General features: G+C 33.8%; 16 protein-coding genes. 8 read left to right on the forward strand and 8 right to left on the reverse strand.

What is annotated here, in order from left to right:
- Positions 1–15: 15 nt before the first annotated feature.
- Entirely contained in the window at positions 16–489 is a 474-nt protein-coding gene (locus tag ACFX5F_RS06975) for a lipocalin family protein (protein ID WP_379851219.1), read from the reverse strand.
- A gap of 177 nt (positions 490–666) precedes the next feature.
- On the opposite strand from ACFX5F_RS06975, the gene htpG reads away from it, so the two are divergent.
- Positions 667–2568: a molecular chaperone HtpG gene (gene htpG / locus ACFX5F_RS06980; RefSeq protein WP_379851221.1), complete on the forward strand. Its 1902-nt coding sequence runs from the start codon at positions 667–669 to the stop codon at positions 2566–2568.
- A gap of 354 nt (positions 2569–2922) precedes the next feature.
- Here htpG and ACFX5F_RS06985 read toward each other — a convergent pair whose 3' ends face one another.
- Genes ACFX5F_RS06985 through ACFX5F_RS07010 form a run of 6 tightly spaced genes read right to left on the reverse strand, consistent with a single transcriptional unit; the run spans position 2923 to position 7657 of the window.
- Positions 2923–3888: a sodium-dependent bicarbonate transport family permease gene (locus tag ACFX5F_RS06985; protein ID WP_379851223.1), complete on the reverse strand. Its 966-nt coding sequence runs from the start codon at positions 3886–3888 to the stop codon at positions 2923–2925.
- A 38-nt stretch (positions 3889–3926) separates the two neighbouring features.
- Complete coding sequence (locus tag ACFX5F_RS06990; protein WP_379851225.1) at positions 3927–5279, reverse strand: dihydroorotase; 1353 nt, start codon at positions 5277–5279, stop codon at positions 3927–3929.
- Between the two features lie 3 nt (positions 5280–5282).
- Entirely contained in the window at positions 5283–6242 is a 960-nt protein-coding gene (locus tag ACFX5F_RS06995) for an L-threonylcarbamoyladenylate synthase (RefSeq protein WP_379851227.1), read from the reverse strand.
- Between the two features lie 3 nt (positions 6243–6245).
- Complete coding sequence (locus tag ACFX5F_RS07000) at positions 6246–7082, reverse strand: DUF6671 family protein (RefSeq protein WP_379851228.1); 837 nt, start codon at positions 7080–7082, stop codon at positions 6246–6248.
- Positions 7075–7377, reverse strand: a complete 303-nt coding sequence (locus tag ACFX5F_RS07005; RefSeq protein ID WP_379851230.1) for a hypothetical protein — start codon at positions 7375–7377, stop codon at positions 7075–7077. Before ACFX5F_RS07005 ends, ACFX5F_RS07000 begins: the two co-directional genes overlap by 8 nt.
- A 10-nt stretch (positions 7378–7387) precedes the next feature.
- Entirely contained in the window at positions 7388–7657 is a 270-nt protein-coding gene (locus ACFX5F_RS07010; protein ID WP_379851231.1) for a hypothetical protein, read from the reverse strand.
- A gap of 87 nt (positions 7658–7744) precedes the next feature.
- On the opposite strand from ACFX5F_RS07010, the gene ACFX5F_RS07015 reads away from it, so the two are divergent.
- Positions 7745–8665 (forward strand): LysR family transcriptional regulator, encoded by a 921-nt coding sequence (locus ACFX5F_RS07015; protein WP_379851233.1) that lies wholly within the window; start codon positions 7745–7747, stop codon positions 8663–8665.
- 77 nt (positions 8666–8742) lie between these two features.
- On the opposite strand, the gene ACFX5F_RS07020 is transcribed toward ACFX5F_RS07015, so the two are convergent.
- Positions 8743–10296, reverse strand: a complete 1554-nt coding sequence (locus ACFX5F_RS07020) for a DUF2254 family protein (protein WP_379851235.1) — start codon at positions 10294–10296, stop codon at positions 8743–8745.
- A 286-nt stretch (positions 10297–10582) separates the two neighbouring features.
- On the opposite strand from ACFX5F_RS07020, the gene ACFX5F_RS07025 reads away from it, so the two are divergent.
- The 6 genes from ACFX5F_RS07025 to ACFX5F_RS07050 all read left to right on the forward strand — a co-directional run bounded on the left by ACFX5F_RS07025 (position 10583) and on the right by ACFX5F_RS07050 (position 14494).
- On the forward strand, positions 10583–10984 hold the full coding sequence (locus ACFX5F_RS07025; RefSeq protein WP_073210054.1) for a DUF2721 domain-containing protein: 402 nt from the start codon (positions 10583–10585) through the stop codon (positions 10982–10984).
- A 92-nt stretch (positions 10985–11076) separates the two neighbouring features.
- On the forward strand, positions 11077–11973 hold the full coding sequence (locus tag ACFX5F_RS07030; protein WP_379851237.1) for an EamA family transporter: 897 nt from the start codon (positions 11077–11079) through the stop codon (positions 11971–11973).
- Between the two features lie 62 nt (positions 11974–12035).
- Positions 12036–12392 (forward strand): DoxX family protein, encoded by a 357-nt coding sequence (locus ACFX5F_RS07035; protein ID WP_379851239.1) that lies wholly within the window; start codon positions 12036–12038, stop codon positions 12390–12392.
- A gap of 4 nt (positions 12393–12396) precedes the next feature.
- Positions 12397–12999, forward strand: coding sequence for an alpha-ketoglutarate-dependent dioxygenase AlkB family protein (locus ACFX5F_RS07040; protein WP_379851240.1), 603 nt, complete (start codon positions 12397–12399; stop codon positions 12997–12999).
- Between the two features lie 270 nt (positions 13000–13269).
- Positions 13270–14097 carry a sterol desaturase family protein gene (locus ACFX5F_RS07045; protein ID WP_379851242.1) on the forward strand — a complete coding sequence of 276 codons (828 nt, stop codon included), beginning with the start codon at positions 13270–13272 and terminating at the stop codon, positions 14095–14097.
- Between the two features lie 118 nt (positions 14098–14215).
- Positions 14216–14494 (forward strand): DUF2805 domain-containing protein, encoded by a 279-nt coding sequence (locus ACFX5F_RS07050; protein ID WP_073210045.1) that lies wholly within the window; start codon positions 14216–14218, stop codon positions 14492–14494.
- Positions 14495–14520 lie beyond the last annotated feature (26 nt).

Consider the following 14520-nt stretch of genomic DNA (forward strand, 5'->3'; position numbering starts at 1 on the left):
TGTCTTTTTAATTAATTAGTTTTTTTGAAATTGGTAAACTACATCAGTCATTTTACCAGCTACGTCTATTTTATCAACCAATTGGAATGACGTTGCAGTTTGGTTCGCTAACATAAGGATGTATCCCTCTTTAACTTTTTTAGCTTTTATACCTGCATTTAGAACTTTCAACACAAATTGTTTGTCCTTATTTACAAACCATGTGATTGGCGAACTAAATGAAGTACAACTTGCTTTTGTCAAAGCCATGCTCCCTTTATTATTGTTTGAAACAAACTTCCAAGTACTTCCTACAAAACAATCTGAATCAGCAATTTGAAATGAATTCACTTTTACATATTGAGAACCAGGATAGCTAACTGAACTGATTACCCAATTTCCTTTCATAGCAACTTGTGCTTTCGTATCGATATTTGTGCTAGTTGCTGATGTTGATTTACAAGCGAACATTAAAACAGACAATGCACATAATAAAATAATTTTTTTCATTTTTTAAACATTTGATATTAATATTAAGGACAAAGATACAAAAGATAAAAAACAAAATAGTTTCAAAATTAAATCATTTTATATCATAATTAACTGTTCCGCCAATTTGTCACATCAATATAATTTGGTATTCTATTTGACTAATTAGTTTCAAATTAAAACTTAAAAATTCAAAATATGACAACAGGTAAAATTAATGTTTCGGTAGAAAACATCTTTCCCTTAATCAAGAAATTCTTATATAGCGATCACGAAATTTTCTTGCGTGAATTGATTTCGAACGGGACAGATGCAACTTTAAAACTGAAGCACCTTACAAGCATTGGTGAAGCCAAAGTAGAATATGGCAATCCTATTATCGAGATCAAAATTGATAAAGAAGGGAAAAAATTACACATTATCGACCAAGGTTTAGGAATGACTGCTGATGAAGTTGAAAAATACATCAACCAAGTCGCTTTCTCTGGTGCTGAAGAGTTTCTTGACAAATACAAGGATTCTGCCAAAGATTCTGGAATTATAGGTCATTTTGGTCTTGGCTTCTATTCGGCTTTTATGGTTGCTGAAAAAGTGGAAATCATCACTAAATCTTATAAAGACGAGCCAGCTGCGCATTGGACTTGTGACGGAAGTCCTGAGTTTACCTTAGAACCTGCTGACAAAACCACTCGAGGTACAGAAATCATCTTGCATATTGCCGAAGATTCTTTGGAATTTTTAGAAGATTCTAAAATCAATCAGCTCCTTAATAAGTACAATAAGTTCATGCCTATTCCAATTAAATTTGGAACCAAAACGGAGAAAATTGAACAAAAAAAGGGCGAAGAAGTTGCTGCAGAAGATAAAGACAAAATTTTTACTGAAGTTGAAGTAGATAATATCATCAACAATCCAAATCCGGCTTGGACGAAACAGCCAACAGAATTATCAGATGAAGATTATAAAAATTTCTACAGAGAAGTATATCCAATGCAATTTGAAGAACCTTTATTCCACATTCATTTAAATGTAGATTATCCGTTCAACTTAACCGGTATTTTGTATTTCCCTAAATTAGGTTCTGATTTACAAATTCAAAAAGACAAAATCCAATTATACCAAAATCAGGTTTATGTAACAGATAATGTGGAAGGAATTGTACCTGAATTTTTAACGATGCTGAAAGGAGTTATCGACTCCCCGGATATTCCATTGAACGTTTCTCGTTCCGGATTACAAGCAGATGCTGCGGTTAAGAAAATATCAAATTACATCACTCGTAAAGTTGCCGATAAATTAAAATCATTGTTCACTGAAAATCGCGCAGATTTTGAACAAAAATGGAACGATATCAAAATCGTTTTAGAGTACGGAATGCTTTCCGAAGATAAATTCTATGAAAAAGCAGGTGCCTTTGTTTTATACCCAACAGTTGATGGTAAGTTCTACACGCTCGAAGAATTAAAAGAAAATCTTGCGGCTAATCAAACGGACAAAGACGGAAAATTAGTTGTTTTATATGCCGGAAATAAAGATGCACAGCACTCTTATATCGAAATTGCGAAAGACAAAGGATATGAAGTTTTGTTACTTGATTCTCCAATTATCTCTCATTTAATTCAAAAAATTGAAGGAGACAACAGTAATATGACTTTTGTACGTGTTGACTCTGATCACATTGATAATTTAATCAAGAAAGAGGAAACTACGATTTCTAAATTATCGGAAGAAGAACAAACAAACTTAAAAACTGTCTTAGAAGCTATCGTTCCTAAACAAACCTATTCTATACAACTGGAAGCTTTAGACAGTAATGCATCACCTTTTATTATCACGCAACCGGAATTTATGCGTAGAATGAAGGAAATGAGTCAGTCAGGTGGTGGCGGAATGTTCGGAATGGGAAATATGCCTGAAATGTATAATTTAGTGGTGAATACTAATTCTGAATTGGCAACAAGTATCCTAAATAATAAAGACAAATCTGCTCAGGAAAGCCTAGTAAAACAAGCCTTAGACTTAGCTAAATTATCACAAAACTTATTAAAGGGAGAAGCGTTAACCGCTTTTGTGAAGAGAAGTTTTGAAATGATTAAATAAGATTTTTCAGATAATTTAATTTTATCGACTTATTTACTTAATAAACAATTAAAAGTTAAATGTTAACGGGGGAGAATTCCCCTCTTTAGAGGGGTTAGGGGTGTGTTTTTGTTTAAAATGCAAATGTTTCATTTTTTTAATGCTACTCTAAAGTATTCACAGTCGTTAAAAACTACAACAAACTTTGAGTTTATTAGACTTACTATTGGTATTTAAGTAAGTAACTCGATAATTTTAATACTAAACCTGCAAGCTCAAACTTGCAGGTTTTTTATGTTAATTTATATTCTTATCAAATCAATTATTATAATACTTCATTTGAAATTAATAAGCATTCCCCACATCTGATAAAAATTAGAAGTGATACGATACAATTGAAAAATAAATGGGCATCCCAAAAGTAATATTAAAAGGAAAAGTTACCGCCAAAGCCATTGGCAAAAAAATCCCTGGATTCGCCTTTGGAACGGCTATTTTCATCGCTGCCGGAACTGCAATGTAAGAAGCGCTTGCCGATAGGACTGCAAAAATAAAACGATTCCCAACGTCTTCTGTTACGAATTGACTTAAAAAAGCGACGATACATCCATTGATCAGAGGAAAAACAATCGCAAAAAAGATGCTAAACCAACCGCTTTTAAAAAAATCATTTAGTTTTCGGCCACTTACAATTCCCATATCCAATAAAAACAAAGCCAAGAACCCTTTGAAAATATCCGTTGTAAAAGGCTTAATGCCTAACGCCTGTTGCTCACTGGCCAAAAATCCAATCACTAAACTTCCCAAGATCAATAATACACTTCCATTGGTAAAAGAATGTTTAATAATAGTTCTCATTTTAGTTTTTTGAACTTCTTCTTTACTAAACAATCGGATTAAGATAACACCTATGATAATTGCCGGAGCCTCCATCAGCGCCATTACGGCAACCATGTGTCCGCTAAAGGTGTAGTTTTGAATTTCTAAAAAAGAAATAGCGGTTACAAAAGTTACAGCACTCACGGATCCATAAGCCGCAGCTATAGCACCCGAATTCTCAATACTGTACTTTTTCTTTAAGATAAAAAAAGTATACAATGGAATTAATACCGCAATTAAGACCCCAAAGATAATAGACCAAAGTATGTCCAAAGTAAAATGACTGTGGGCCAATTCCTGTCCGCCTTTAAAACCAATGGAAAAAAGAAGATATAGCGATATAAATTTGGAAGTGTTCTCTGGAATTTCCAAGTCACTTTTGACATAGACGGCTATAATTCCCAAAACAAAAAACAGCAAGGCTGGATTGGTTAAATTATCTAATAATAAACTGAAATTCATATTTTATAGTTTTTAAAAATTATGTTACTTGTTTTTGATTATCTTATCTTTTCAAATCGTAATCTTTTTCCTTTAACATGCGTCTTTACAAGTCCATTATCATACACTAAATTTCCATTAACAAAAGTAGAATTGATACTGCTTGTAAAAACCTGTCCTAAAAAAGGAGACCACTTGCATTTGTATAAAATAGAATTTGCAGTTACTTCCTGTTGCTTATTTAAATCAACTAAAACTAAATCGGCAAAATATCCCTCCCGTATATAGCCTCGTTCTTTTATTCTATATATTTCGGCTACATTATGGCTCATTTTTTCCACTACTTTCTCCAAAGGAATCTCCCCGCGATGAAATAATTCTAACATTGCTAAAAGAGCATGCTGCACTAAAGGTCCGCCTGAATGTGCCTGAAAATAATTCCCTGATTTTTCCTCTACTGTATGAGGAGCATGATCCGTAGCAATAATATCTATTGAATTATTTAGTAGGTACTGCATTAAACCTTTTCTATCTTGCTCTGTTTTAATGGAGGGATTCCATTTAATCTTGGAACCCAACGTATTATAATCGGCGTCTGAAAACCAAAGATGATGCACACAAGCTTCAGCTGTGATTCGCTTTTCTCTAATTGGCATTTTATTATCGAATAATTTGGCTTCCGCCAAAGTTGAAATGTGAAATAAATGTAAACGAGTATGGTATTTTTCAGCAATAGAAATTACTCTCTTGGTAGCTTTTAGGCAAACTTCCTCATCACGAATTAGAGAATGATAAAAAAAAGGAATTTCAGCTCCATAGAGACGTTTATAATCCTCCGTGTTCTTTTTTATCAGTGAATCATCTTCGCTGTGCAAAGCTACCAAGGTGTCGGTTCTTGAAAAAAGTTGCTCCAAAAATTCCGGATAATTGGCTAAAATCCCCTCATCATTATTAAAATAAAGCCCATCATCCGTAATTCCACATACATTTTCGGTATTTGTTTTTAAAGCTTCTTCCAAGTTATTTTTTGAAATACCCATAAAAAACGAATAATTAGCAATTGATTTCTCAGCCGCCATCGTGTATTTTTCTTCTAATAAGTCTTGAGTCAGCGTGTTGGGAATCGTGTTGGGCATATCCATAAAGGAGGTGATGCCACCAGCCACAGCTGCCACAGATTCCGTAAAAAGGGTGCCTTTATGGGTCAGTCCAGGATCTCTAAAATGAACTTGATCATCAATCACACCGGGTAACAGATAAAGTCCAGTTGCGTCAATTTCGATGATTTTTTTAGCTGGATTTACGACAATCGATGGAGCTATCTTTTCAATTCTTTCTGCTGATATTAACACATCTAAAACACGTATTTGACCTTCGTTAACTACAGTTGCATTTCTTATAATAATATCCATATTTTATTTTTTTGTGGCTCTTTTTAAACGATCGTTTATTGTTTTGCCTAAGCCAACATCTGGAAATCGTTCTGCTATAATGCAGTCAAGATGGCAGTTATCCAATCGATGCAAAGCAGCATACAATTGCGAAGCTGCTTCTGCTAAATTTCCTGTTGAAGATAAAATTTCCTGTTGCACAATTTTTGGATCATCAATCCCTTTTTGGAATACTATAACTCCTATTTTTTGATACGGAAACGTCTTCAGCTTCTCCTTAACATCAGTTGTCAAAAAAGTCGTAGTCAAGGGTGCATAATGTCTGGAAAACATCCCAGGTGCCGCTGGAGCGAGATCATCATGTGTAATCATTTTTACCGACCCTACAATTGCTTCAATATCCTCTGTAGCCAAAGAACCCAAACGATATAGAACAGGCTCTCCATTTTCAAATCCTATGATGGTGGATTCTATTCCCCTATGACAAGCTCCCCCATCCAAGACCATTGGTAACACCTCTTCAAAATAGCGCGCTACATGTGCTGCCATAGTAGGGCTGATACAACCAAAAGGATTAGCACTTGGAGCCGCTAAAGGATAGGCTAACTGATCCAATAGGGCTAAGGTCAATGTGTGATTCGGAACTCTGACCGCTACAGTGTCTTTGCCTCCAGTGACTAGATCTGAAATACAAGGTTGTTTTTTTAATACTAAAGTTAAAGGTCCGGGCCAAAAAGCAGCTGCCAGCAACAACGCTTTTTCAGGAATGTCTCTTGCTATTTCAGACAAGTCATTTACCGACTTAATGTGAACAATTAAAGGATTGAAGGAAGGCCTTTGTTTCATTGCAAAAATATTTTGAATGGCTTTTACACTGTAAATATTACCGGCTAAACCATAAACCGTTTCGGTAGGAATACCGATAATCTCATCCTTATTTAAAAGGGCAACAGCTTTTGGAATCGAATTACTAACTATACTCATATTTTAAGGGTTACAAAAATCACAAAATCCTGGTTCTTCGGTTATTTTTTGATGTGGATGCATTTTTTCTGCACTAAAAGAGCACTTCTTGCAGCTATAAATAAAACTCAATGTAGAACGAGTGGGCGCTGAACACCACGAACAAGGCAAGCCCTGTACCACATCTGTAACACAAAAACCAGGTGTTTTACAGCTTGGACAAGTTGTTTTTATCGTTTCCAATAGTTTTTTTGCCGCTATTTTTATCACGCCCATCCGGGTGGGATTATACAGCGCACGCATATCGGTTTCAGCATAAACACTCCCATAAACGCTCCTTAAGTGTTCGAAAGATTCCTCCAAATGGCTCGTTGTGGTAATCCCTTTAATTATAGCAGTAAGGTCGTCCGGCTTGCTTCTCAAAATTATGGCGTGTGACGGGAATTGAACTCTACCGGCAAAATCAATAAGCATTTCTTTGGTACTGATTGCTGCTCCATAAAAATTAGTCTCCAAACTGAGTTCTCTGGCAATGATTTCTAAGTCGTTTTTTTTATCGATGAAAATTAAAAACTCATCATCGGCCTGCGCAAAAAAAATAGAAGGATGTGACCCAAAGGAACCTTCGCTGGCTATACCCAGATCGCAATCAAATTCCTCCATTGCTGCCAAACATTTAGCCCTGACAGTTTCCACTGCCGTGTTTTTTCGCTCCACTTCTCCTGAAAAAGTACCAAAAATATCCGAATCATAATTATCAGGCACAAAACAGTGAACACCTAAACCTTTTTCAAAAATTGGAGCAATCACCTGCTCTTTGTGATGTTTAGTTGCAATAAGCAATTTCCTGTCTTTAAACATCTAATTCTGTTTTGACTTTTGGTAGGAGTACAATTTGAATTACACCGTCGATTTTTAGATCCATATCCTTTAAAGAACCTTCTTTGATGAGTTCTTTAATATATTCAGCAGCATCTGAAAGAGTCTTAATTCTTATTTTTGAATGTGGATTCTCCTCATCAAACCGAATTTGATTACTAAATATTTCCAAATTATGATAGTTGATCTTACTGTTTATTAAAGAAAACAGCACCTTACCCGCTTCTGATGGTGCAAACTGACCTTCAATTAGCTTAAATTGATATTCTTTTTCCATAGCACTTTTATTAAAATTTTTGAGTTTTCGTTAGTGCGTACACACTGAAAAATATTCCTAGACCTAAAAACAAGGTGAAAAAGATATTATTAGGTTCCAAGACGGTAAATACTATCCCACAAATTAGCCAAATCGCCCCAACGAGTAAACTAATTTTTTCATCTGCGTCAACTTCATTTAAATTTGTTAGTGTACCTACTACTTTACTGTTTTTTAGAGTAGCATCCACTATTTCAGGACCTTTACCGTCGCCTTTTGCTATTGTTATTCTTTGCATCATTTTTTATTTATTTATTTTTTACAAAGATAAAACGGCAAAAACATAAATTTTTATTTATCTTTGTTATACTTTACATAAAAATTATTTATGAACTATACCCTCCACCAACTACAGGTTTTTTTAAAAATAACCCAAAACAAGAGCATCACTAAGGCGGCTATGGAATTGCACCTTACACAACCTGCTGTATCCATCCAATTAAAAAATTTTCAAGAGCAATTTGATGTCCCGCTTACAGAAGTTATCGGAAGAAAACTATATGTGACCGATTTTGGAAAAGAAATTGCTATAGCGGCTGAAAAAATTCTAAACGAAGTACATGCTATCAATTATAGAACGATGGCATTCAAAGGACGACTATCGGGACGGCTGAAAATTTCCGTGGTGTCAACTGGTAAATATGTCATCCCTTATTTTTTAACTGATTTTCTAAAACAAAATGAAGGTGTCGAATTAAGCCTTGATGTCACCAATAAAACTAAAGTCTTGAAAAATTTAGAAAAAAATGAAGTAGATTTTTCGTTAGTTTCCGTTTTACCAGAAACCATCCAAATAGAAAAAGTAGAACTTATGCCTAATGCACTTTTCCTAGTTGCTAACATTGATCAAAAAATAGAGAGTGGAATTCAGGATAAAAAAATTATTGAAACCTTACCAATAATCTATCGCGAGCAAGGCTCTGGAACAAGATATGTGATAGAAAAATTTATAGAGAACAATCAACTAACTGTTCAAAAAAAAATGGTGCTAACCGGAAACGAAGCCGTAAAACAAGCAGTACTGGCTGGCCTTGGATGTTCTATTATGCCACTGATTGGGATAAAAAACGAACTCAATAACGGCGATTTACAAATCATTCCGGTAAAGGGCTTACCAATTCAATCCAACTGGAATTTAATCTGGCTGAAAGGCAAGAAATTTTCACCTGTAGCCAACGCATATTTAAAATTTATTCAAGAAGAAAAAACAAGAATTATCGAGGAAAAATTTAATTGGATTAAACAATAATGCGATTAACATATAAAGAACAAATAGAAGCTTGCAAGAAGAAGACTTTCCAAATTGATACTGCGGCCTTGTTTTTTTTATGTTAATTCATTTCCATTTTCATAAACGGATTCATCAAAAATTTTGTAGGCTGTTAGATATTTAATGGCCGCGATTTCCGCATTTGTAATTTCTAAATTGTCCGAATAATGATTCGCTTCATAATGATCAAGTACTCCTTTTAACTCCAGTACTTTAATTTGTAGTTTTGCTTTTTGTCTAAATTTGGATAATTCTATCTCTACAGTAACTAATTTTTCTTTTGATATCTTCAGCTTTCCATTTTTGTAATTCGACAAGTTATAAATCTCAAGCAAATCCATTTCCTCTACTTGTTGTATCAAGATCTTTAAATTGAAAGGATTTTCAACTAACGGTAAAATAATCCGGATTGATCTAATAATCCTTTTTACCACAGTTGGATCCTCTTTTCCCCATTGAAAAATCTGATCATAACAAAAGTCAATAAATTCTTCAAAATTAAATTCATTTACTTGAATTTTTTTTGATCCCAAAGTTCTGGAATCCGTAGAAGGGAATTCTCTTATTGCTAATTCTTTTGCAATTTCCCCTATCTGATCGATACAATTCAAACAGGTCGTTGGGTCATTAACCGCAGGAGAAATGGCTTTTATGGCAATATCAACCAATTTTCTGACCCCAAAATTTACATCTTGAGTATGGCTTCTAAACAGCTCAACCCTAAAAGCATCTCTAACAATCACTCCGACTTCTTTTTTTAAACTAATGACCTGACTGGGTTTAATTTCTTCACTAAAAACTAATACTAAGAGCGTGGTGGTGTCTTTCATAATAAACTCCCCTACAATAGGTTTTTGATAGGCATTTTCAAATTGCAGCCCCACATCAGAATTAAGAATATATGCGCTTAATCTTTCTAGTTTTTTATAATTAACACTATCCAGATAGCCCGTTTCAAATGGACTTACAATCTTTATCTGAAATTTATCTGGGTTTATTTTTGACCTTTTATAAAGTAATTTTTTTCCAATACTCCAATTTTCTTGATACAACACATTGATTTCTCCAATCATTTCCGTTTTTATTCGATTCGTTATACTGGAGACATTCATATTTACACTTAAATAGGTAATCATAGTAGGATAAGACCATGTCAAACAATAAAATGCAAGAAGAGAGCCCACAGAAAGTGTCAAAAGAAAAGGAGTTTTATAAAAAAAAACGGATGCTAACTGAGGTAAAACGCACAAGGAAATAGTACCCACAAATAATCCGATAAATTTTTGCATTTTAATATCATTTGACAAAAAATGTCTTAAAATTCTTGGCGAAAACTGAGAAGATGCCAATTGCATAACCACAAAAATCACCGAAAAAGTAGTTAGCGAAATTCCGATAAGAATGGAAATTAAAACATTGGTAACAGAAATCAGCCTACTGTAAATTTCAACTTCATTGATATTTAAATTTAATCCAAAATAAATATTATAATCTACAGTCAATAGAACCGAACCAATTATTAGGGCATAAATACCGCTCATAAATGTTCCTATATCTTTTATCTGATGATTCAATATATTTTTGGCCTGTTGTCTTCTTTTTTGTAGCATGATTTAAAATTCAAATAGTAAATTTAATACAAATCTGCCTATAATTTCAATCATGGTTAGTATTCACTAAATTAATTTGCGATAGCAGTGCTAATTTTGACAAAATGACCACGCATACCAATAATCCATTCCCATATTTAAAAATTTCCGGATTGGGATATTCCTATTAGCAGGATGTTATTTACTTTTGTTTTAATATTAAGACAATCCTATTTTTAACAATCCGCAACATAAAAACGAATTGAAACAATGGTTTTTTTTTATATAAATTTTAATTCAACAGCAAATGACTTTACATATTGAAACTCCCGCCCTGCTTTTCTCGGCTACCTCGCTAATTTTATTGGCCTACACAAACCGGTTTTTGACCGTTGCCACAATAGTCAGGGGATTGAAAAAAACATACAAAGAGAAAGAAAACAAGATGATTTTACTGGAAATAAAAAACCTCAACTTGCGTCTGACACTTATTCGCTATATGCAAATGGCTGGCGTTCTGAGTTTATTTTTATCCGTTTTTGCCATGATGATGCTATTTCTGGAGCAACAATTATTTGGCATTTATTTTTTTGGACTGAGTTTACTGAGTTTACTTATTTCGTTGGGTCTGTCATTTTGGGAAATTAACATTTCGGTTGATGCACTTCGTCTGCATTTGAGTGATTTAATAGAGAAAGAAGTGAAATAAAAATCCGTCTATTTAAAACTTATATTCTTCTGTTTTTAAAGACAAATCTTAAATCTTAAAACCTATCTTTGCCCGCTTTTTAAAATTAAAAAATGACAAAAAATAACGTATTAAAAGGAGTTTTCTTAGTAGGACTGGGTGCAACAAGTTATGGGATGCTGGCAACTTTTGTAAAGATGGCTTATGGCGAAGGTTTTACCACACCCGAAGTAACAACCGCACAATTTGTATATGGACTACTTGGCCTATTGCTTATCAATGTCTTTCAAAAAGCGAAAAAAGGAAACGAGGTAGTAAAAGCATCCAAGAAAAACATTGGTCAGTTAATGCTGGCCGGAACTTCCTTAGGAATGACGAGTATTTTTTATTATTTGGCCGTAAAATACATTCCCGTTTCCATTGCTATTGTTTTATTGATGCAAACCGTTTGGATGGGCGTTTTATTCGAAATGATTTTAGAAAAGAAAAGACCTTCAACTCAAAAAATTATATCAGTTGCTATCGTATTAATTGGAACAGCACTTGCTACGAATCTTATTCAGAGTAAAATAGAATTAGACTGGCACGGTATTGTTTTAGGGCTTTTGGCAGCAGCTTCCTTTACCACCACAATGTTTACCGCTAATCGTGTGGCAACTCACGTTTCCTCAGCGCAACGCAGTTTGTATATGCTATTGGGTGGAGCCGTAATTATATTTGGATTTGCGATTGCAACACAAACTACCCCTTTCAATTTTGAGATTTTTATGAAATGGGGAATCGTTTTGGCACTTTTTGGAACTGTTATTCCTCCTTTGCTATTTAACGCCGGTTTTCCGTTAACCGGAATTGGATTGGGAAGTATTGTCTCTGCGCTGGAACTTCCTGTGTCTGTTATGATGGCTTATTTTCTTCTAAACGAAAATGTAAATACAGTACAATGGTTTGGAATAGTCTTAATTATTTTGGCCATTATAATTATGAATGTGAACTTCAAGAAGAAATCATAATTCCTATTTTAAATAAAATAACCAAGTACAATGATTTTTTTCTAAATTCGTAACAAAACTATATGATGAATTTACCTTGGCATTTATATGCAATGGCATTTATTTACTTTATCGCAGGATTAAACCATTTCAGAAATCCAAGACTGTATCTTAAAATCATTCCTTCTTATTTTCCAAATCCAAAACTTTTGAATTCCATAAGCGGATTAACTGAAATAATTTTAGGTATTACACTCTGTATTCCGTTACTTTCCAGTTATGCTGCATGGGGAGTTATCGCCTTGTTAATTGCTATTTTTCCAGCACATCTCTACATGTATTTCAACGAAAAAGCGAGAATGGGTATGCCGAAATGGGCTTTGCTATTGCGAATGCCTTTACAATTAGGGTTGATTTACTGGGCTTATCTTTATACCTAAAAAATTGAAATCGCTATTCGACACTGACCCAGTTTTCCTTAATTTGCCTGACGCAGAGGTCATTTACTATCCTAATTTTTTCAACAAAGAAGAAGCCAACTCGATTTATGCGGAGTTGATCAATGAAATTCCTTGGCAACAGGATGAGATTACCGTTTACGGAAAGAAACATCCGCAACCCCGATTAACAGCGTTATTTGGCAATGAAGGAAAACCGTACTCCTATTCGAATATAAAAATGCAACCGCACCCTTGGAATTCACTTTTGCAAAAGATAAAATCACAAGTAGAACATGTCTCTGATACTATTTTCACCACTGTTTTACTCAATAAGTATCGCGACGGAAAAGACAGTAATGGCTGGCATGCAGATAACGAAAAAGAATTAGGAACAAACCCGATAATTGCTTCAATTAGTTTTGGTGCCGAGCGTACTTTCCAGTTGAAGCATAATTCCGATAAAGACCAAAAAAAAAGTATTCTGTTGGAACACGGCAGTTTATTGTTAATGAAAGGAATGACGCAGCATTTCTGGAAACATCAAATCCCTAAAACCGCTAAACCCATAGGTCCCAGAATAAATTTGACATTTCGTGTAATCAAATAATTTTCTTTCCAAGAAAACATTATAATTTTTAAACAATGAGATTAAGAGGCTAAGAGATACTGGCTTTATTCTGTTTTAACAATGAGGTTTAGCGTTTTTTTAAATAAAGATATCAAACGGCATTCACTACATTCAGTATTTTTTTTAAGATTTTTAACAACATTGACTCATTATCTCTTTATCTCCTTGTTTATGATAGTAAAAAATAATCATGATCCGTTTAGCGGACAGTCATAAAAAATTATTAGCTTTGGAATAAATAATCGAATTATGAATGATATTGTTTCTTATTTTTCCACGATTCCTTCCGCGCACCGAAGTTTGATTCTGGTTAGCGGTATTACCATTTTTTGGTTAATCGAAAATGCTTTTCCACTTTTTAATTTTACTTATAAAAAATGGCATCATGCGAGTATTAATATTTTTTTAACGCTGACAACCATTATTATAAATTTCTTTCTGGCTTTCATTTTACTACAAACAGCAGATTGGACTATTGCAAATCATTTTGGAATTTTACAATGGTTGCCGCAAATGCCTTTATGGCTATATGCCTTAATTGGATTGCTTTTATTGGATTTAATTGGTGCTTATTTGGTGCATTTAGTTGAACACAAAACTAAATTTTTATGGCGTTTTCATCTGATTCACCATACGGATACCTGGATCGATACAACATCGGCTAACAGGCATCATCCAGGCGAGAGTGTTATTCGATTTACATTTACAACTTTGGGTGTTTTACTTGTGGGAAGCCCCATGTGGATGGTTTTCCTGTACCAAACTTTATCGGTAGTAGCCACACAATTTAATCATGCCAACATCTCAATTCCTAAAAAATTAGATACAATCCTGAGTTATTTTATTGTATCCCCAGACATGCATAAAGTGCACCATCATCATGTTTTACCGTATACAGACAGCAATTACGGAAATATATTTTCTGTTTGGGACCGTCTTTTTGGCACTTATATGACACTACCAAAAGAAGAAATTATTTATGGAATAGATACACATCCACAGCCAGAAGAACATAATAATTTGAAAAATTTATTGAAAATACCGTTTCAAAAACCGCACAAAACAGAAAAGAGTTAAAAAGAATAAAAAAAATACGCTTTTGACAAGAAGTAATTATTTTTTTTCTTAATATTGGTAAAGAATTTGAAATCAAATTCAGTAATCATTAACACCTATTTGAATTAATTTTCACGTGATGAAAAAGAGTAACCGCAAAGAATTGAACTGGGAACAAACAGAAAAACTTGTTACAATGGCCCTTGAAGAGAAAAATCCTTTTGAAATCATCAAAAAAGAATTTGGTTTGGTAGAAAAAGAGGTTTTAGAGATCATGAAAAAGAAGATGCCAGCAGAAAAATTTGAAATGTGGAAAAAGAAAGCTACTGCAAATAAACCTAAACCAAAACCCGTTAAAATTGATGATTTTGATGAAGATTTGGACGGCAAATATTATATAAAAAACAAATTAGACTAAAAAATAAAACTCCTGATATTCGGGAG

The organism is Flavobacterium zhoui, from assembly GCF_042787235.1.
Taxonomy (GTDB): domain Bacteria; phylum Bacteroidota; class Bacteroidia; order Flavobacteriales; family Flavobacteriaceae; genus Flavobacterium; species Flavobacterium zhoui.

Coding starts and splice junctions, on each gene's coding strand:
- ACFX5F_RS07005 (WP_379851230.1), bottom strand. CDS start 7,377: ATGGAAAAAGAATATCAATTTAAGCTAATTGAAGGTCAGTTTGCACCA.
- ACFX5F_RS07030 (WP_379851237.1), top strand. CDS start 11,077: ATGACAAAAAATAACGTATTAAAAGGAGTTTTCTTAGTAGGACTGGGT.
- ACFX5F_RS06975 (WP_379851219.1), bottom strand. CDS start 489: ATGAAAAAAATTATTTTATTATGTGCATTGTCTGTTTTAATGTTCGCT.
- ACFX5F_RS06985 (WP_379851223.1), bottom strand. CDS start 3,888: ATGAATTTCAGTTTATTATTAGATAATTTAACCAATCCAGCCTTGCTG.
- ACFX5F_RS07025 (WP_073210054.1), top strand. CDS start 10,583: ATGACTTTACATATTGAAACTCCCGCCCTGCTTTTCTCGGCTACCTCG.
- ACFX5F_RS07000 (WP_379851228.1), bottom strand. CDS start 7,082: ATGTTTAAAGACAGGAAATTGCTTATTGCAACTAAACATCACAAAGAG.
- ACFX5F_RS07045 (WP_379851242.1), top strand. CDS start 13,270: ATGAATGATATTGTTTCTTATTTTTCCACGATTCCTTCCGCGCACCGA.
- ACFX5F_RS07015 (WP_379851233.1), top strand. CDS start 7,745: ATGAACTATACCCTCCACCAACTACAGGTTTTTTTAAAAATAACCCAA.
- ACFX5F_RS07050 (WP_073210045.1), top strand. CDS start 14,216: ATGAAAAAGAGTAACCGCAAAGAATTGAACTGGGAACAAACAGAAAAA.
- ACFX5F_RS07010 (WP_379851231.1), bottom strand. CDS start 7,657: ATGATGCAAAGAATAACAATAGCAAAAGGCGACGGTAAAGGTCCTGAA.
- ACFX5F_RS06990 (WP_379851225.1), bottom strand. CDS start 5,279: ATGGATATTATTATAAGAAATGCAACTGTAGTTAACGAAGGTCAAATA.
- ACFX5F_RS07020 (WP_379851235.1), bottom strand. CDS start 10,296: ATGCTACAAAAAAGAAGACAACAGGCCAAAAATATATTGAATCATCAG.
- htpG (WP_379851221.1), top strand. CDS start 667: ATGACAACAGGTAAAATTAATGTTTCGGTAGAAAACATCTTTCCCTTA.
- ACFX5F_RS06995 (WP_379851227.1), bottom strand. CDS start 6,242: ATGAGTATAGTTAGTAATTCGATTCCAAAAGCTGTTGCCCTTTTAAAT.
- ACFX5F_RS07035 (WP_379851239.1), top strand. CDS start 12,036: ATGATGAATTTACCTTGGCATTTATATGCAATGGCATTTATTTACTTT.